Source organism: Nonomuraea sp. NPDC050691 (assembly GCF_040654455.1).
Classification (GTDB): domain Bacteria; phylum Actinomycetota; class Actinomycetes; order Streptosporangiales; family Streptosporangiaceae; genus Nonomuraea.
This window is the reverse complement of record NZ_JBFAIA010000003.1, coordinates 12527-31226: the sequence shown is the minus strand read 5'-3', so window position 1 is coordinate 31226 and position 18700 is coordinate 12527. Positions and strand designations below refer to the sequence as shown.

The following is an 18700-nucleotide window of genomic DNA, read 5'->3' as shown; positions in this document are numbered from 1 at the left end:
CGGAGCCCGGGGGGCGGATTGAGGTGACAGTACAACCAAACCCGAACACATGCTACATTTTCGTTCGGGTTAGTTTCCCTCGAGATCAACTCGGCGTAACCAAGCGCCCACCACCACGGAGAACCCGATGACAAGCCCACCGCATCAGGACGCAACGGCAGCCGCGCTATGGTCTCTTCTGTGACCCCGGCGAAACCCGCCCGAGCTCGAGGGCCGTATGCCAAGTCGGCGCAACGCTGGCAGGAGATCCTCGAAGCAGCCACAACCGTGTTCGCGACTCACGGATATCGCGGCGGCTCGTTGCGTGACATCTCACGGCAGCTCAACCTGAGCCTGACCAGCATCGTTCATCACTTCGGGACCAAGTACGAACTCCTCGAAGCGGTGCTGGAACGGGCGGACAAGACCGTGGGGACGGGGTTCGCCCCTTTCAACTTCGAGGCAGATTGCACGGAGCGCGGGGTCGCCCTTGCCACCTTGGATCGCGTACGGTCCAACCTCGAACGACCGGAGCTGCTCAGGCTCCTGGCGATCCTGGCCGCCGAGTCGTCCGCTCCCGAGCATCCCGCCCACGGCTGGTTCGTCAACAGATACCGCACCAAGAGAGCGTCCCTTGCCGAGTCGTTCGCCTTCGACCAGAAGCAGGGCCGCATCGACGCCACGCGTGACCCAGAGTTGCTAAGCGGATTCCTCATCGGTGCATGGGACGGGCTCCAGTTGCAGTGGCTCATCGATTCGTCCACCGACATGGTGCGGGGCATGCGCGCCTTCTTCGAGTCGACGGTTCCCGAGGCGCTGCCACGCGAGTCGTAAAAATAAATGCAGGCATGCGATAGCCTCTTATTTTCGGCATGCCCATTTCACAAGTAAATCTCCTATTGACGGCAATCATAGCTCGTGTTTCGATGTGCGACTAAATCGGGGATTGGTCATGGCTTGTGCCTCTTTTAAAGATCACAGGACCGGAGGAAATTCCAGTGAACCGCCATCAATTAAGCGACGTCAATAGTCGTCGCGGGTTCCGAAAGCTCAGGACGTTCGTAATCGCCGCAGCGCTCACGCTCGTCGCCGCTACGTACATCCCAGCGACGCCGGCCGATGCATCGGTTCTCAGTCTTCGTGAGAAGGCCGCCGAGGCGGGGATTCTCATCGGCTCCGGGGCGGTCAACCCCGCCTATCTCGACGACCCGCAGTTCGCACGAGTGCTCCCGCAGCAGTTCAACAGCCTGTCGCCGGAGAACGAGCTCAAGTGGTCCTTCGTCCAACCGGCGCAAGGTGCCTTCGACTTCTCCAAGCTCGACCGGCTCGTCGACTTCGCGGAAGAACACGACATGGCGGTGAAGGGCCACGGCCTCATCTCCGGCTGCTGCAATCCAGCCTGGCTGGAGCAGATCCGGGACCCGAACCAGCTGCGCGCCGCCATGACCACGCACTTCCAGGCCATCATGACCCGATACGCGGGGAAGATGGACCGGTGGGACGTGGCCACCGAGGTGTTCTCCACATTCGGCGGAACCGGGCTCGCGCAGAACTACTTCTACCAGGTCCTCGGCCCCGACTACTTGGCGCAGGTATTTCAGATCGCGCACACCGCGGACCCCAACGCGAAGCTGTTCATCAACGAATCCCTCGTGGAGTATTATCCGGCGAAGCGCCAGGAGCTTTATGCGCTCGTCTCCGATCTGGTCGCCAGGGGGGTGCCCATTCACGGTGTGGGCCTGGAAACGCACCTGACCCTGTCCCCGCCAGAACCCGGGGTGATCACCGAAATCGCGAATTCGTACAAGGCACTCGGCCTCGACGTCGCCATCACCGAAATGGACGTCCACCTGAACCCCGGCACGAATCACGATGCGGACCAGGCCCAGATCTACTGGAGCGTCGTTTCCGAGGCGCTGGCAGCCGGAATCCGTGACATCAGCTTCTGGGGCTTCACCGACAAATACGCCTACACGTGGCTTCCGGGCGCCAAGCCGCTGATGTTCAATGACAATTACCATCCGAAGCTCGCCTTCTTCGCCACCTGGGCCGCCTTGGCGCTGCACACGTGCGTCTCGTCCCAGGGGGCTTCGGGGCCGGCTGGAGAGATCGCGCAGGCGCTCGTCACCTCCGGCGCCGTCGACACCAGAGACGCTTCCAAGCTGACGAACATGCTGAGGTCCGCCGCGAACGACCTCGGCGCGCGCAACGCCCGAAGCGCCGCCGCCAGGGTCGAGTGGGCCAAGGTTCGTGTAGGACCTGTTCGACAGCGGTAGTCCCTCGCCCGGCGATGGGCAAGGGTGATCTTTTCGCGCAACAACAGAGGTCAGCGCAGTTGACCCCAATGAGCAGCGCCATCGGATTGAAGATGCGATCCGGTGGCGCTGCCACGTCGTCCGTTGTGAGAGCTCAGATTCCGTGACACGTCCGCCAGCTGCGATCAGGATGGCCCCGGGCGACACCTAGAGTGGGCGGCGAAGGTGGACCTCCGGCACCCCCAGCCGGACCAGCATCGCCGTCGCTTTTAAGGCCGCGAACCACTGACCGACACTCACCACCTGGCCCGCGAACAGCGCAGGCTGGCGGCGCATCGCCATCTCGAGCACGAGTTGTTGCTGATCAGCAAGTTCGTTACTCACCGCGCTCATACTGATCAGTGGGATCGGCTGATCGCACACGGCCCCGCTGAGGAGCGCGCCGCATCGCAACGGAGCCGGCATCCGTGAGCGAGACAGGCGGCCTGGCTGGCCGGCCGGGCCCCGTCGCTCGGAAACGCGGCATCTCGGGCAGAGATCCACCAGCAGCATCCGGTGCTCGGGACAAACCGCGGCCCAGCCCAGCTTCCACCAGACCGGCCACGCTCCGCCCGAAGCCGCCAGGCACTTCGGGCATGCTCGGCTGCCGAAGAACTGGACCCACTCACGGCCCTCTGCCAGGCGGACTGAGTCCTTTTCCCCCACGCGGACACCTGCCAGATCCACAGCCGAGCCATCGAACACCTCCAGGTGCATCCCACGTACGACCTCGGCACTCACGCCTGTGGCAGCCCCGATCGCCCTGCAGGTCTCCGACGTCACAACAACGCCGTACGCCAATGAACGGACATCGCTTGACGCAGGTACATCCAGCCCTAACGCCTCGGCGATCATCCACACCGGACATCCGTTGCGTACCGCCATCCGATCAGCCCATGAGGCGAATGATTCACCCGGCTGCGGCTCAACTACCAGTGCCAGACGCCGCCGCCGAGGGAGGCCAACTGTCATTGTGAGCTCTCACTATCAGGTCAACTATCAAGTACCGTGCCGAACTCTCAAGTTGAGGCAACGCCAGACATTCGGTGGGGGGTTTCAGCGGAGGGTGACCGCATGACCGAACTGGATCAGTCTCCGTGGTACGCGTAGACGTGTCGGAAAACTCGGTAAACCCCGGTCCCGCCGGGTTCTTGGTCCTCGCGTGTGCGCGTAGATGCCTCGCGAAACTCCTGGGTCGCCTGGGGCTGCGACCCGGTATGGTGCGGGTGGTCATTCTGCTCTGGCTGCGGTGGCGGCCAGGTCGAGGTGGTCGGGTGGCCCGCCGCGGCGGCACAACGCACACCAGGGCTGGCCAGACTGCGGGTGCACCTGGTCGCCGCCGGGCTCGCCGTGCGGGCAGGGCGGGGCGGTGCGCCGGCTGTCGGCGGCCTGCCCGGCCCGGGCGGCGCTCGGCCTGCTCGCGGACGTAGTTCTGCCAGCCGGCCAGGCTCCCGTGCGGGCCAGCGTGGTGATGTAGCCCAGGAGGGGCACAGACCAAGTAACCCCGAAAGGGGACAGTCTCCTGCTCCAGGTCGCAGCGGGTGTGCGCGCGAGGATTATGGCTCCACTAGCCCCTTCCGGCGTACTTGGTCTGCGGGCCGTCGTGGGGTGTCGCGTTGCGTGGCACGGCCAGCATCGGGGCACCACACAGAGAGCGGGGTCACTTCGTCGGCACCCGGACCTGATCGGCCGGAGGAGCGGCCACGGTCGTATCGCCCCAGTCGGAAAAGGTGATCTCCGTCAGGGTCTTCGCGGTCAGTCGTTGCCGCACTGGCCGCCCCTGGCCATCGAGCCGGAGTTCGTACGTGGCCCGCGCGCCGAACTCCTTGAGCAACTGGTGGCGCAGCCGCGTCTGTGCCGCCTTGTCGCCGGCCCGGACCCTGCCGTACTCGTTCTCGGTGTCCTGCAGGAGCGGCACCGGGTCGTACGCCTCGAGGAACGCACCGAGATCCAAATCGTCGAGTGCCTCCTGCACGTCGACGGCGACCGTGTAATGGTCGAGCCCACCGTCGGATGCCGGGCCGCTCACTCGTCCTCTCGCTGCCAGCAGTGCGTGCACCCGGTGGCTGTTCACCAGCGTCATAGCCTGGCTCGTCATCACGCCGATGCCCCATAGGTTGTACGGCTCGTGCTCTTCGGTGAGCTTGTCCCAGATCTTGCCCGGTGCCACCTCCTCCCCCGGCGTCTGCATGTACGCGGCACCGCCCGTCCGGACGAGCCGCCCGCGCAAGCCCTCGCCCAGATCGGCGGAGACGTCCTTGTCCTGCCCCTTGACGACCACGGTGGCGCTCTGGGTCCCCTTCTTCGCCACCCGCTTGACGTCCGGGTGCGCCTGCAGATACGTCTCGACATATCCAGCGAGCTCGGGAGCGGTCTTCGCTCCAGAGCCGCAACCCGTCACCAGCAGCGCCAACACGGCGATCATCACATATCTCGGCACGCCGGGCATGCTCGCACAGCTGTGTGCAGAGCCCTCTGGGCCGGACGTGCAGATCGAGTGCAGAAAGATCTGCCCATAACCCCCGAAGTCGCGTCCACGCGTGGCCTGCTCTTCGGAGCTCCCCTCAGGAGGTGCGCCACATCGGCTGCGTGACGTGCGGTTCCAGCTCCGCTTCCGGCACAGCCGACCCTGGCGGGCACATCGGCTCAGCGGATGAGCTTACTGTCGCGGTATCAGCCTCGGAGGTGGACGGCACCGGCTGCCCGGCCTCCACCGTCGCGCCGGCACACGAGCCCACGCCCCCGCGGGCCCCTGAGCCGACGCCGTCCAGCCCGGAACCGGACCCCGTCAAGCCCAGAGCGCAACCGTCCCAGACGGTCACCACCGCCCCGACCTCAGCGCCGGAGAGGAACGCGCCCACCGACGACAGCCCGGTGCCTCGGCCCCGCAGTCGGGAGACACCAGCGCGGCTGGGCAGGCGTTCCTCGCCGCGTGGGCGGGCGGGACGCTCGCCCGGGGTCCGCTACGGCCGGCGCCCGGCTGGTGGCGCGAGGGGAGTCGGGCCCGGCGGGCCTGACCGACCCCGATCAGACCTGGCCCCTCCCGGACACAGGAGAGTGCGGCCCCTCCATCCCTCACCCAGGAGCGGTGGGGGCAGGTCTCAGCGCCCCTCGTCAGGTGACATCGAATGTGGCCGTTCTCTGGCGTGAGCACCGGCATCCTTCGGCCCAGCCGCCGCCGCGCCCGGGCTGGGGGTGGACCGGTATGCCCGCCGCCGACGGTGCCTCCAGGTCGCGGCGGGCGGTGGCGACCGATACCTCGAGGTCGGCGGCCGACTCGGCAGCGGTCACCCGGCCGCGGGCGTGCATGATCAGGAGTGCGGCGACGAGGCGGTCAGCGCGCATGTCCCCGCCTTCGCCCGCAAATGTGGTCATTTGGTGAGGCGCTTCAGGAGAGAGGATGGTCATTGCCACCGGCCGAAGAAAGGAACCGGCAATGCTGCGAGGATTCGCCACGATCACCTACTGGGCAGACGACATGGAGTCGGCGACGCGGTGGTACGCCGAACTGCTGGAGGTCGAGCCGTACTTCGTGCGCCCGATCGAGGGGCCACCCGCCTACGTCGAGTTCCGCATCGGCGACAGACAGGACGAACTGGGGCTGCTGGACCGCCGGTACGCGCCGCCAGGCGCGGTGCCCGGGCCCGGCGGCGTCATCATGCACTGGCACGTCGACGACATCGAAGCGACATTCCAGAAGCTCCTGTCGATGGGCGCCAAGGAATACCAGCCGATCACTTCGAGAGGGTCGGAGTCTGCGACGTCCGCGGAGTTCGTGACGGCTTCAGTGGTCGACCCGTTCGGGAACGTGCTGGGCATCATGTACAACCCGCACTACCTGGAGATCTTGGGCCGCTGACGCACTCCGCCGACGCCGGCGCGCGGGAGTCGTGGCTGGCCGAACGCCACCGAACCGCCGGCGGCGCCCGGCGGGATTGATGACCAGCCGCGTTCCCCGGCCCCGCGCCACGGCGACCGGGCCCGCCTCGTGTCGGACGACATCAGAATCAGCAATTCTCCCGCGCGGGCGCACGGTCACGCTTTGGCCGTCGAGTTTCATCAGCATGGTGAAGTTCACCCGAGGCTCATCGACGGGCGGCAGCGTTCCACGTCGCCTTTCATCGCTGTATCGAGTGCGCTCTTCAGACGCGGGCGCTACCGCAGTTGGGCGCGGCGGCGGGTGAGGTAGGCGGTCTCGCCGGTGTTGCCGGCCAGCTCGATGGCCCGGTCGTAGGCGGCGCGTGACTGCTGACTTCGGCCCAGCCGGCGCAGCAGATCGGCGCGGGTGGCGTGGTAGGCGTGATAGCCGGCCAACGCCTCGGCGAGGCGGTCCACGACGGCCAGTGCCACCTCCGGCCCGTCGAGCTCGGCCACGGCGATGGCCCGGTTGAGGGCGATGATCGGCGAGGGGTCGAGGCGGACGAGCTGGTCGTACAGGGCGAGGACCTGCGACCAGTCGGTGTCGCGGATGTCGCGGGCGGAGGTGTGCACCGCGTTGATCGCGGCGAGGATCTGATAGCGACCCGGAGCCACCCCGGCGGCGGCAGCGGCCAGGCGCTCGCGCACCAGCCGATGACCTTCGGCGATCAGTTCCGTGTTCCAGGCGCCGCGGTCCTGCTCGGCCAGGGGGACCAGTTCGCCGCCGGCCGAGACCCGGGCGGGGCGGCGGGCCTCGATGAGCAGCATCAGCGCCAGCAGCCCGGCCACTTCGCCGTCCTGCGGCAGGAGCGCGCGGATCAGGCGGGTGAGCCGGATCGCCTCGGTGGTCAGGTCGCGCCGTACCGGATCGGTTCCGGGGCCGCTGGCCAGGTAGCCCTCGTTGAAGACGAGGTACAGGACGGCCAGGACGCCGGAGACGCGTGCCGGCAGGTCGTCGGCGGACGGCATCCGATAGGGGATGCGAGCCGCCTTGATCTTGGCCTTCGCGCGAGTGATGCGCTGCTCCATGGTGGTCCCCTGCACCAGGAAGGCGCGGGCGATCTCGGGCACGGTCAGACCGCCGACCATGCGCAGCGTCAACGCCACGCGCGCTTCCACCGCCAGCGCCGGGTGACAGCAGGTGAAGATCAGCCGGAGCCGGTCGTCGTCGATGGCGCCCAGCGGCTCGGGTGGGGTGTCGTCGTGCAGCATCTGAGCCTCCTTGTGCTTGTCGTCGCGTTTGTTCGCGCGCCGGATCCGGTCGATGGCCTTGCGGTTGGCCGTGGTGGTCAGCCACGCGCCCGGGTTGGGCGGTACGCCGTCGGCCCGCCACCGCTCGACGGCGGTCGTGAACGCCTCGGCCGCTGCCTCCTCGGCGATGTCGAGATCACCGAAGCGCCTTGTCAGGGCGGCCACCACCCGCGCCCACTCGTCGTGGTGGGCCCGGGTGATCGCCTTCTCGATGGCGCTCACTGGAACGGCCGCACCTCGATCTTCCGATCGCAGACCTTCGACGCCTCGGCGGCGAGCTTGAGCGCCACGTCCAGATCGGGGGCCTCCCACACCCAGAGGCCGGCGAGGTACTCCTTCGACTCCACGAAAGGCCCGTCGCTGAACACCGCCTGCTCGCCCCGGTTGTCGATGACCGTGGCCGCGTCGGTGTCCGCGAGTCCGCCCGCGAAGACCCAGTAGCCCTCGGCGATCAGTCGTTCGTTGAACGCGCTGATGGCAGGCCCCCTGTCCGTGCTGCCGGGATTGCTCTTGTCATCGATCACGGAAATCAGGTACCGCATCTGAAGATCCTCTCCTGTGGTGTGAAGACAGCGTGGTTCGGTGCTCAGGGACTTCAGGCCGTCGCATACCGCGGGCGCCCGGCCGGCCGGTAGACCTGGATCGTCACGCCCTTCGAGTCGACCCGCGATTCGACCAGGTCGAGCGCAAGATCCGGACCGGTCTCCGGGAACAGTCTCGCGCCCTGGCCGAGGATCACCGGGATCACGATCAGGATCATCTCGTCCACCAGATCGTTCTCCAGCAGCCACCGGGTCAGGGCGCCACTGCCGTGCACCTGCAGCTCACCCCCGGGCTTGGCCTTCAGCCCACCGATGGCCGCCGCGAGGTCACCGCGGAGAACGGTCGTGCCCTCCCAACGCGGCGCGGTGAGCGTGGTCGAGGCAACGTACTTGGGGGCCTTGTTCAAGGCCACGCCGATGGGATGTGCCTGGTCGATCGATCCCCAGGAGCCGGCGAACAACTCGTAGGTGCGCCGGCCGAACAGGAACGCCTCGGCGCGCTGGTAGGTCTGCGCGATGAACGTCCTGGTCTCGTCGTCACCCTTCCCCCGGGCCCATCCGCCGCGCTCGAATCCGTTCCTGCGGTCCTCTTCCGACGCGCCGCCGTTTCCCTGCATCACTCCATCGATGGTGACCTGAGTCACGGTCGTCAGCTTCATGATCGCGGTTCCTTCGCCTCGGCGCCGCCCCTCGCGGGCGGCCTCACCCCTGCTACGAACACCGCCGCCCCGATCCGACACCTCCTCCCGGACTTCTTCGAAGAATTCTCCGGGACGCCGGTCGTCAGCGATCCGACAGCACGACAATGTCGCGCCGGCGGGCGTCGAACGGCGGTCCGCTCGATCCACGTCATCCCGGGTTCTCCCCGGCTTCGATCCCGGCGTGCGGACGCCGAAACGGCAGCGGTCATCAACCCTGCCGAACGGCCGTGCTCATCAAGCCGCACCACACCCCAGGCGGAGGGTCGCATCATCCTGTCGATGCTCTCCTCAGCTGTCGGGGTGCACCATGAGGAGGACGGCGCGGTTGTGGGCGGCGTGGCCCCGGTACTGGTGCGGGCGGGCGGCGTCGAACCGGATGGAGTCGCCTTCGGCCAGGTCGGTGAGGGAGTCGGCGGGTCCGGTGGTGACGCGTCCGCAGGTGAGCACGAGGCATTCCTCGACGCCGGGCAGGTGGGCGTCGGAGTGCTGGGTGCTCTGGCCGATGGCGATGTCGTAGACCTCCACGGTGCCGCGCAGCCTGATGCGGTGGAGAAGGCGCGCGCTCACCGCGTCGCCCTCGACCTGCGGCCGGCTGTCACCGACGCGTACCACCTCGACCGCAGAGGCGGGCGTTTCCAGCAGCTCGCCGAGGGACGCCTTCAGTGCGCCGGCCAGGGCCCACAGGGTGCTCAAGGTCGGGTTGCCCTGGCCCTGCTCGATGCCGTGCAACGTGGTCTTGCTGATGCCGCTGGCGGACGCCAGGTCGGCCAGCGATATCCCGGCCGCCGCCCGGAGCCGGTGCACGTTCTGCCCCACCACTTGCGTAAGATCCATGTGTATCAGCATAGTGGTAGAGCCGTACCAGCAAAATGGTCCATTCTGGAGGAGACATGACGGTGACGCGGCTACGCGACATCCCGGGCATCGGTGTGGATGCCGTTGGTGACGCGGCCGACGCCGCGGGCGATCCGGAGTTCCTGCGGCTGGAGAATCTCGACACCGACTTGCGTCCGCCCGCCGTCGCCCTCGCCGCCACGCATGCCGCCATCGACGCCGACTCCGCCAACAGCTATCTGCCGTTCCAAGGGCACCGCTCGCTTCGCGTGGCCGCCGCGGCGCACGTCGGCCGCGTCTCCGGGCACGCCTACGACGCCGACACCCAATGCGTCAGCGTGGCCGGCGGGCTCAACGGCATTCTCAACACGCTGCTCGCAACCGTGGAGCCCGGGCAGGAGGTGGTGCTGTGCGACCCCATCTACGCCGGCCTGGTCAACCGGGTCCGGCTCGCGGGCGGCATCCCCCGCTTCGTCCCCGCGCAGCCCAGCGCGGACGGCTGGACCATAGACCCCGGACGACTCGCCAGAGCCGTCGGACCCGGCACGGCAGCGGTCTTGATGATGGGACCGGCGATGCCGACCGGCCTCGTCCTGGACGAGCGCCACTGGTCCGCCCTCGCCGACGCCTGCGAACGCCACGACGCCTGGTTGATCTACGACGCGGCCATGGAACGCATCCGCTTCGACGGCCGCCCTCCCAGCCACCCGGCCGCCCACGAGAGACTGGCCCGGCGCACCATCACCGTCGGTTCGGCCTCCAAAGAGCTGCGGCTCATCGGCTGGCGCGTCGGCTGGGTCGTCGGCCCTGCCCCCATCATGGCCGACATCCACCTCGTCGGTCTGACCAACGTCGTCTGCCAGGTCGGCCTGGCCCAGCAAGCCGTGGCCGCCGCGCTGGACGCGCCCGACGCCGAGGCCGACGTCGCCGCCGCCACCGCCGAATGGCAGCGGCGCTGCGAGACGATTCTGGACCAGCTCGCCGCCTACCCGGTCATCCGGCCGCACGGCGGCTGGTCACTCCTCATCGACACCAGACCCCTGGAACTGACCGCCTCCGAACTGTCGCGGCGCCTGTTCGACCGGGCGAAGATCGCAGCCACCCCCATGGACGGCTGGGGTCCCAGCGGGAGGCACTACCTGCGGATGGTCTTCGCCAACGAACCCGTCGAACGCCTCACCAGCCTCGGCGACCGCTTCCGCCGGGCCATCTGACGACAGGCCGCGAACGCCAGGGCTTGTCGTGATCGGCGACACCATGCCGGCTGCTCCCACCTCCTGCCCGCCGGGTCCCCGGTTCTGACGGGAATCACCGCCACGCTCCAGGCGCCGGCCTGGCGCGCCTCACCGATATTCATCAGCGCGTCGGTTCCGAGAAGGTCGAGCAGTGCGCGGGTCAGCCAGTTGTGCGGTTCTCGTGGTCACCCCATCTCGATATCCGACAAATGAGGACATGATGACACTTGTAAGTTTCGACGATCTTCTGATCCCTGGCACCCAGGCCTGCCGTGGCGCTTTCGAGGTGGCGACGGCGTACCACACGCCCTCCCTGCTCAACCACTCCATTCGCGCCTACCTCTGGGCGGCGGCCCACGCGCAGGGCAACGGCATCGCGTTCGACGCCGAACTGCTGTACGTGTCGGCCCTGCTGCACGACATCGGCCTGGTGGCGGAGTTCGACAGCCACACGGTGCCCTTCGAGGAGGCGGGCGGTCACGTGGCCTGGGTCTTCGGCGCCGGCGCGGGCTGGTCCCCGGAGCGCCGGGTACGGGCGTCGGAGGTCATCGTCCGGCACATGTGGCCCGAGGTCCCGGCGGAGGAGGACCCGGAGGGCCATCTGCTGGAGCTGTCCACCGCCATGGACATCTCCGGCCGCCACATCGATCAGATCCCGGCCGAGCTGCGCCGCGAGGTGCTGGAGCGCTACCCGCGTCTGGACCTGGCCAGGGAGTTCATGGCCTGCTTCGACGAGCAAGCGGTGCGCAAGCCGGGCAGCACCGCCGCGCAGTCCGTGGCCGGCGGAGTCGCCGACCGCATCGCCCGCAACCCGCTCAACAGTGCATGAGGGCTTTCCCGCCAGGTTCTGACCCCGGCGGGGAGATCGAGGAGGAATCCTCGAGGAAGGGGGCGGTCGCGCGAGGCCCGTTCAGGCGGCCGCCGCGACGCGGTGCCTGCGCAGCCGGCACTCGGCGACCAGCCGCAGCCCGAGGTACCCCACCGGCCAGACGAGGATGACCCACCGCCCGGCGACCAGGGCGCCCGGCACCGACAGCGCGAACATCACCATGGTCGCCGTGGACCACGCCCGGATGCCCGTGATCACGGCGGGCGGCGCCTGGGGGTCCAGCAGGCCCGAGCGGACGACGTGGCGGACCATCAGCGACATGGTGCCGCCCAGGAAGGCCATGGCCGTCGCGTAGACGACGACGCCGGCGCCGTTCGGGACCTCACCGAGGGTCTTGCTCGCCCACGGGATCAGCACGTACCCCAGCAGGACCAGGACGTTGAGGGTGACGAGGGCCGGATCGCCGCGGCTGACGTGGGTGAAGAACAGGTGGTGCGCGATCCACGCGGTCGCGATCACGCAGAACGAGACCAGGAACGCCAGGTACTGGGCGCCGTGCGCGGCCAGCGCCTCCCCGAGGTGCGCAGGGTCGTGCGCGTCCGGAAGGGGCAGTTCGAGGGCCAGCAGCGTCAGCATGATCGCGATGACCGCGTCGGAGAAGAACAGCATGCGCTCCAGGCCGTGGGACTTCTCGCTCACGACGCCTCCATGGGGACTCGTCTCAGGGGGAACCCGTCTCAGGGCAGGGGGATGGGGCGGCGATCCGGGGCCGGACGCCGGGCGGGGCGGCGACGCCGCTAGGCGGCCAGGGCCGCGATGATCTTGTCGGCGAGGCGTTCGAGGCGGCCGGGATCGGCGGGGGCGCGGCGGATGGTGGTGCTCCAGTAGAGGGGGCCCGCCATGAAGTCGAGGCCGAGCTCGAGGTCGGCGTCCGCCGGCAGTTCCCCGCGCCCGACGGCCCGGCCCAGGATGTCGGCGACCTTCCGGCGGCGGGAGGTGCCGATCTCCTCGCGCAGCGCCGCGGCGATGTTCGGGTGGTACGCACCGGCCGACAGCAGGTCGGGCAGGATGCGTGACACCAGGGGGTGGCGCAGCGCCGCGTCGGTCGCGGTCAGGAAGGCGAGGACGTCGCCGCGCAGCGTGCCCGTGTCGGGGGTGTCGGCGGCCCGGACCGAGACCTGGACGACCAGGTCGACGGTCATGGCCTCCTTGGACGGCCAGCGCCGGTAGATGGCGGCCTTGCCCGTACCGGCCCGCCGGGCCACGGCCTCCATGGACAGCCGCCCGTATCCCACGGCGGCGAGCTCCTCGAAGAAGGCACTGGTGATCGCCTGGGTGACGCTGTCCTGCAGGACGGGCCCGCCGCGCGGGCCGGGGTCGGTCGACGTGCTCATGCCGGCGATCGTACACGAGACGGAACGGTTGCGTCTCGCCTTCGGCCTGCCCTACAGTCGGCCTCGCGAGCGAGACGGTCCCGTTCCGTCTCGACAGTGGGGAGCACGCCATGAAATTCCTGTTCGAGGACGAGTCCTTCTCCTTCGAGACCCTGCGCAGCGCCTGCTTCGCCGGGTACGGCGGGGCCGACCTGGGCGAAGTGATCGTGACCGCGCGGGCCATCCCCGACGGCGACGAGGACGCCTGGTACCGCGAATGGCGGGCGACCGCCGCCCGCGTCCACGAGCTGGGCGAGCGGTCCCTGGCCGCCGGGCACCGCGTCAGCGCCCGCGAGGCCCTGCTGCGCGCGTCCAACTACTACCGGACCGCGGAGTTCTACCTGCGCGACGACCCGTTCGGCGACCCCCGGGCCAAGGAACTGGCCGCCCTCGCCCGCCGGACGTTCGCGACCGCCGCCTCGCTGCTGGACACCCCGGTCGAGGCCGTCAGCATCCCCTACCAGGACACCGCCCTGCCCGGCTACCTGTTCCTGGCCGACGACTCGGGCGCCCCGCGCCCCACGGTGGTGTTCACCAGCGGCTTCGACTCCACCCTGGAGGAGGCGTACTTCGCCGTCGCCGCCGCGGCCCTGCGCCGCGGCTACAACTGCCTGGCCTACGACGGACCCGGCCAGGGCGCCGCGCTGCGCGAGCAGCGGCTGTTCTTCCGTCCCGACTGGGAGGCGGTGCTCACCCCCGTCCTCGACCACGCCCTGACCCGCCCGGAGATCGACCCCGGCCGGATCGCCCTGCACGGCTACAGCCTCGGCGGCTTCCTCGTCGCCCGCGCCGCCGCCCACGAGCACCGGGCCGCCGCGCTGGTCCTGGACGACGGCATGTTCAGCTACTTCGACGCCTCCACGCGGATGGTGCCGCCGTTCCTGCTCCAGTGGGCGCTGGAGGGCCGTGACGAGCAGGTGGAGCAGGTGCTGTCGCTGGTGATGCCCCGCAGCACCGCGCTGCGCTGGGCGCTGCGCAACGGGGTCTGGACCTTCGGAGCCGGCTCGATCCCCGACTACGTGCGCCGTTCCCGCGCCTACACCCTGGACGGGATCGCGGACCGGATCACCACCCCGGCACTGATCTTCGACCCGGAGAACGACTTCGTCTTCAAGGGCGAGCCCATGCGGCTGCACCGCGCCCTCACCGGCCCGAACACCGTCGTCTCCCTCCCCGAGTCCGAGGGGGCCGGAGAGCACTGCAGCTACGGCGGGCGCGCCACGCTGCACCAGCACATGTTCGACTGGCTCGACGCGAACCTGTGACTCCTCCCCCGCCATCCCGCCCGGCGGGCCCGGTCACGGCGTGACGGCCGCGCCGAGGAGGATGTCCAGCTGGGCGGCGACGTCGTCGAGCGGCTGGATGTCCCGCTTGGCGCGGCACATCGCGACGGCCCCCTCCACCGAGGCGACGATCAGCGTGGCCAGCCCCGCGGCCTGCCGCGGGCTCGCCCCGTGCTCGCGCAGCGACGCGGACAGCAGGTCCTCCCAGGCGGTGAACACCTCGGCCGCGGCGGTGATCGCCTCAGGGGCGCCGTCGCCCGGCGGTTCCTCGACCGCGACCGCCAGCACCGGGCATCCCGCCGCGAAGTCGCTGTCGAGGACCGTCTGCCGCCACAGGCCGAGGAACGCCCGCACCCCGGCCGCGGGGCCGGCCTGGAGCTCACGCTCCAGCACCCGGGAGACGCGGTCTCCGGCGAAGCGCACCGCCTCGGCGGCCAGCTGCTGCTTGCCGCGCGGGAAATAGTGATAGGTAGACCCGAGCGGCGCCCCCGAGTGGGCGGCCAGATCCCGGACCGTGCTGCCGGCCAGGCCGCGCCGCCTCATGAGGTCGGCGGCGCCGACGATGATCCGTTCCCTGGTGCGCTGCTCGGGCTGCGGCAACGTGAGCACCCCCATGGTTATGACGTCCGTTATAGGTTACGGTGCACTGTGGTTATAACGGACGTTATAACCAGGTCTTCCTGGAGGTGCCCGATCCCGACGATCCCGCCCACGGTACGGGAGCTGGCGTTCGTGCGCAGCGGCCGCCTCACCTGGCGGGAGCGCCCGGCGCGGCCGGGCTGCGCGGCGCCATCGCCGCACTCGCACCGGGCGGCGTGTGCACCGCCGTCGGCTACTACCTCGGCCGCGGCACCCGGCTCCCCGTCATGCGCATGTACGCCACCGGCGCGACCCTGCACGCCGGCGTCTCCCACCCCCGCGCCGTCCTCCCCGAACTCCTGGAGTTCCTGCGCGCCTGGGCCTTCCCCGCCGAACAAGTCACCACTGGGACGACGCCCCCACCGCCTACACCGCGCGCACCACCAAGCTCGTCCTCCGGCGCGACTCGCGAGTCCCGCCGGACGGCCCATGTCCGGCCGGAGACGGTGTCAGGGCGTGGAGGCCAGCACCTTCGGCTCCTCCGGCTTCGGCTCGGCCGGGCGGCGCCGCATCCGCTCCTTGGTCCGCTCCAGCACCACGTACAGCGTGGGCACGAGCACCAGCGTCAGCAGCGTGCTGGTGATCAGGCCGCCGATGACCACGATCGCCAGCGGCTGCGAGATGAACCCGCCCGAGCCCGTCACGCCCAGCGCCATCGGCGTCAGCGCGCAGATCGTGGCCACCGCGGTCATGAGGATGGGACGCAGCCGGCGCCGGCCGCCCTCGATCACCGCCTCGACGACGCCCAGTCCCTGCTCGCGGTACTGGTTGATGAGGTCGATGAGCACGATCGCGTTCGTCACCACGATGCCGATGAGCATGAGCATGCCGATCAGCGCCGGCACGCCCAGCGCCGTGCCGGTCGCCACGAGCAGGCCGACGGCGCCGGTCGCGGCGAACGGGATGGACACCAGCAGGATGAGCGGCTGGGCGAAGCTGCGGAACGTCGCCACCATGATCATGAAGACGATCGCGATGGCCGCCAGCATCGCCATGCCCAGGTCGGAGAACGCCTCCTGCTGGTCGGCCGAGGCGCCGCCGATCTTGTAGGTGGCGCCGCCGGACAGGTTCAGCTTGCCCAGGCGGGTCGTCAGCGCCTGCGTGACGCTGCCCAGGTCGCTGCTCGTGGTCTTGGCGGACACGGTGGCCGAGCGGTCGCCGTCGATGCGGGTGATCTGCGTGGGGCCCGCCACCTGCTCCACCTCGGCCACCGACGACAGCTTGACCATCCCGGACGCCGTCGCCAGCTTGAGGTCCTCGATCGCCTTGACGTCGTCGGGGGCGTCGCCGACGCGCAGCACGAGGTCGCTGGCCCGCCCGTCGAGGGTGAGCTGGCCCAGGGGCGCGCCGCGGAAGGCCTGCGCCACGCTCTGGCCGATCTGCGCCTCCGTCAGGCCCTTGGCCGCCGCCTTCTCCCGGTCGACCCGCACGTCCACGCGGGGCGCGCTGGCCTCCAGGCCGGAGGTGACGTCCCGCAGGCCCGTGACCTCGCCCATGGCCGCCTTGACCTGGTCGGCCGCCGCGTTCAGGGCGGCGGCGCCGGGCGCCTGCACGACCACGTCGACCGTGTCGGAGGAGAATCCGCCGCCGCCCTGACCGCCGACGCGGACCTCGCCGACGTCCTTCATGCCGGCCAGCCGGTCACGCAGCGCCTGCTCCACCTTCGGTGTGTCGGCGTCCTCGGCGAGCGTCAGGGAGTACGAGGCCCGGTCCGCTCCGGCGCCGCCGCCGAAGCCGCCCTGCAGCGCGTTGCCGCCGCCGACCGTCACCTGGTACGACTCGACGCCCTCCAGGCCGGACAGCACGCCCTCGACCTTCTTGGCCGCCGCGTCGGTGGTGGCCAGGTCGGTGCCGGCGGGCATCCGCTGGGAGACCGAGATCGTGTTCTGGCCGGAGGAGTCCAGGAAGTTGGTCTCCAGCCGGCCGGCCAGGCCCATGGTCCCGATGAAGACGGCCACCCCGATGAGCACCGTCACCAGCTTGAAGCGGGTCGCGAAGCGCAGCACCGGCAGGTAGGCGCGCTGCAGCGGGCTGCGCAGTTCCTTGGCCTCGGCCTCCTCGCGCTGGGCGCGGGCCTGCTCCGGGGTGAGGTCGGGCGCCTTGAGGAACCAGTACGCCAGCACCGGGATCACCGTCAGCGACACCAGCAGCGAGGCGAGCAGCGCCACCGCGACCGTGATGGCGAACGGCCCGAACAGCTCGCCCACCATGCCGCCGACCACCGCGATCGGCGCGAACACCGCCACCGTCGTCAGCGTCGAGGCCGTCACCGCGCCCGACACCTCCCGCACCGCCGACAGGATCGCCCGCAGCTTGGGCTCGCCGTAGCCGAGGTGGCGCTTGATGTTCTCCAGCACGACGATCGAGTCGTCGACCACCCGGCCGACCGCGATGGTCAGCGCGCCGAGCGTGAGCATGTTGAGCGAGTAGTCGCCGGCCCACAGCGCGATCAGGGCGATGACGACCGACAGCGGGATCGAGACCGCGGTCACCAGCGTGGAGCGGATCGACAGCAGGAACACCAGGATGACGAGCACCGCGAACGCCAGGCCGAGCAGGCCCTCGGTGGTGAGGTTCTCGATCGACTCCTCCACGTACGGGGCCTGGTCGAAGATGACCTCGACCGCCGTGTCGGTGGAGTCGCCGAGCGCCTTGGTCAGCTCGGGCAGCTTCTCGCGCACGTCGTGGGAGATGCTCACCGCGTTGCCGTCGGGCGTCATGGTGACCGACACGCCGAGGCTGGTCTTGCCGTTGGTGCGGGTGACCGAGCGGGCGTCGGCCAGGCCCCGCTCCACGGTGGCGACGTCACCCAGCTTGACCGGCTTCAGCTTCGGCGCGGCCGGCTGGGCCTGAACCGTCTGCGGCCGACCGGCCTGAGGCTGCCCCGCTTGGGGCTGCCCGGCCTGGGGGCGGCCCGCCTGGGCCTGGGAGGTGGGCGCCGACGGGGCGGAGGTCTGGGGCTGGGCGGGCGTCAGGTACAGCGCCTTCAGCTTCGCCACGGTGTCGACCCGCGCCCCGACCTGGACCGTCAGCGACTTGCCGTCGGAGGTCAGCGTCCCGGCCGGGACCGGTGTGCCGTTCGCCTTCAGCGCCTCGGGGATCTGCGTCGGCGACACCCCGGCCTTGGCCATCTTGCCCAGGTCCGGAGTGATGGTCACGACCTCGTCGCGGGTGCCCGAGACCGTCGCCTCCCGTACCCCCTCGACCGCCTGCAGCTGCGGCAGCATGAGCTGGCGCAACTTGTCGGCCATCGCCCGCGGGTCGCCGCCGTCGCCCACCGCCAGCACCATCACCGGGATGTCGTCGGTGTTGCCCGCGCCGACCTGCGGCTCCACCCCCGACGGGAGCTGGGACTGCACCCGGCTGACGGCCTGCTGCATCTCGCTCACCGACGCGTCGACGTCCGTGCCGTACGCGAAGGAGACCTGGATCTGCGCCAGGCCCTCCTTCGACGTCGAGGTCAGCTTCTCCATGCCGTCGAGCCCCTGGAAGGCCTCCTCCAGCGGCTCGGTGACCTGGTCCTCCACGATCTCCGGCGAGGCCCCCGGGTAGGAGGCCGTCACGAAGGCGCCGGGGAAGGCCAGCGACGGCAGCAACTGCTGTTTCAACTGCGGGATCGTGAACGCGCCGAATGCGCTGAGCACGACCGCGACCAGGATGACAAGGCTGCGGTTGGCGAGGCTCAACCGGGCGAATGCGGTCATGAGGGGTCCCTCCAAGAGTTCGCCCCGAGACTAACACTTCGCCCCATGCGAATATTTA

The 18700-nt window shown here is 69.6% G+C and carries 17 protein-coding genes; 6 read left to right on the top strand and 11 right to left on the bottom strand.

The features are described 5' to 3' along the window. Positions 1–180 precede the first annotated feature (180 nt). Entirely contained in the window at positions 181–813 is a 633-nt protein-coding gene (locus tag AB0H81_RS01945) for a TetR/AcrR family transcriptional regulator (RefSeq protein ID WP_358367845.1), read from the top strand. A gap of 164 nt (positions 814–977) precedes the next feature. Continuing rightward, positions 978–2255 (top strand): endo-1,4-beta-xylanase, encoded by a 1278-nt coding sequence (locus AB0H81_RS01940; protein ID WP_358367842.1) that lies wholly within the window; start codon positions 978–980, stop codon positions 2253–2255. Between the two features lie 186 nt (positions 2256–2441). Here AB0H81_RS01940 and AB0H81_RS01935 read toward each other — a convergent pair whose 3' ends face one another. From AB0H81_RS01935 to AB0H81_RS01925, 3 genes are all read right to left on the bottom strand, one after another. Next, positions 2442–3245, bottom strand: coding sequence for a TniQ family protein (locus AB0H81_RS01935; RefSeq protein WP_358367840.1), 804 nt, complete (start codon positions 3243–3245; stop codon positions 2442–2444). Positions 3246–3933: 688 nt separating this feature from the next. Further along, complete coding sequence (locus tag AB0H81_RS01930) at positions 3934–4713, bottom strand: hypothetical protein (protein WP_358367838.1); 780 nt, start codon at positions 4711–4713, stop codon at positions 3934–3936. A 674-nt stretch (positions 4714–5387) separates the two neighbouring features. After that, on the bottom strand, positions 5388–5618 hold the full coding sequence (locus AB0H81_RS01925) for an HTH domain-containing protein (RefSeq protein ID WP_358367836.1): 231 nt from the start codon (positions 5616–5618) through the stop codon (positions 5388–5390). Positions 5619–5709: 91 nt separating this feature from the next. On the opposite strand from AB0H81_RS01925, the gene AB0H81_RS01920 reads away from it, so the two are divergent. Beyond that, the gene (locus tag AB0H81_RS01920) at positions 5710–6132 is read left to right on the top strand and encodes a VOC family protein (protein ID WP_358367833.1); all 423 of its coding nucleotides are present in this window, start codon (positions 5710–5712) and stop codon (positions 6130–6132) included. A 296-nt stretch (positions 6133–6428) separates the two neighbouring features. On the opposite strand, the gene AB0H81_RS01915 is transcribed toward AB0H81_RS01920, so the two are convergent. The 4 genes from AB0H81_RS01915 to AB0H81_RS01900 form a co-directional block, all read right to left on the bottom strand. Next, complete coding sequence (locus AB0H81_RS01915; RefSeq protein ID WP_358367831.1) at positions 6429–7664, bottom strand: DUF6596 domain-containing protein; 1236 nt, start codon at positions 7662–7664, stop codon at positions 6429–6431. Further along, complete coding sequence (locus tag AB0H81_RS01910; protein WP_358367828.1) at positions 7661–7984, bottom strand: YciI family protein; 324 nt, start codon at positions 7982–7984, stop codon at positions 7661–7663. The genes AB0H81_RS01915 and AB0H81_RS01910 overlap by 4 nt, the downstream gene beginning before the upstream one ends. A gap of 53 nt (positions 7985–8037) precedes the next feature. Continuing rightward, positions 8038–8643 (bottom strand): dihydrofolate reductase family protein, encoded by a 606-nt coding sequence (locus AB0H81_RS01905; protein ID WP_358367825.1) that lies wholly within the window; start codon positions 8641–8643, stop codon positions 8038–8040. Between the two features lie 330 nt (positions 8644–8973). After that, a complete protein-coding gene (locus AB0H81_RS01900; RefSeq protein ID WP_358367822.1) occupies positions 8974–9519 on the bottom strand; it encodes an XRE family transcriptional regulator in 546 nt (181 codons plus the stop codon). 56 nt (positions 9520–9575) lie between these two features. Here AB0H81_RS01900 and AB0H81_RS01895 point away from each other — a divergent pair, with 56 nt between their 5' ends. Beyond that, positions 9576–10733, top strand: coding sequence for a pyridoxal phosphate-dependent aminotransferase (locus AB0H81_RS01895; RefSeq protein ID WP_358367819.1), 1158 nt, complete (start codon positions 9576–9578; stop codon positions 10731–10733). 307 nt (positions 10734–11040) lie between these two features. Next, positions 11041–11583 carry an HD domain-containing protein gene (locus AB0H81_RS01890; RefSeq protein ID WP_358367815.1) on the top strand — a complete coding sequence of 181 codons (543 nt, stop codon included), beginning with the start codon at positions 11041–11043 and terminating at the stop codon, positions 11581–11583. Positions 11584–11664: 81 nt separating this feature from the next. On the opposite strand, the gene AB0H81_RS01885 is transcribed toward AB0H81_RS01890, so the two are convergent. Continuing rightward, positions 11665–12282: a TMEM175 family protein gene (locus AB0H81_RS01885; protein ID WP_358367812.1), complete on the bottom strand. Its 618-nt coding sequence runs from the start codon at positions 12280–12282 to the stop codon at positions 11665–11667. Positions 12283–12380: 98 nt separating this feature from the next. After that, on the bottom strand, positions 12381–12977 hold the full coding sequence (locus AB0H81_RS01880; RefSeq protein ID WP_358367811.1) for a TetR/AcrR family transcriptional regulator: 597 nt from the start codon (positions 12975–12977) through the stop codon (positions 12381–12383). A 110-nt stretch (positions 12978–13087) separates the two neighbouring features. Here AB0H81_RS01880 and AB0H81_RS01875 point away from each other — a divergent pair, with 110 nt between their 5' ends. Beyond that, positions 13088–14281 (top strand): alpha/beta fold hydrolase, encoded by a 1194-nt coding sequence (locus AB0H81_RS01875; RefSeq protein ID WP_358367809.1) that lies wholly within the window; start codon positions 13088–13090, stop codon positions 14279–14281. Positions 14282–14314: 33 nt separating this feature from the next. Here AB0H81_RS01875 and AB0H81_RS01870 read toward each other — a convergent pair whose 3' ends face one another. Then, complete coding sequence (locus AB0H81_RS01870; RefSeq protein ID WP_358367808.1) at positions 14315–14908, bottom strand: TetR/AcrR family transcriptional regulator; 594 nt, start codon at positions 14906–14908, stop codon at positions 14315–14317. A 479-nt stretch (positions 14909–15387) separates the two neighbouring features. Continuing rightward, the gene (locus AB0H81_RS01865; protein WP_358367807.1) at positions 15388–18642 is read right to left on the bottom strand and encodes an efflux RND transporter permease subunit; all 3255 of its coding nucleotides are present in this window, start codon (positions 18640–18642) and stop codon (positions 15388–15390) included. Positions 18643–18700 lie beyond the last annotated feature (58 nt).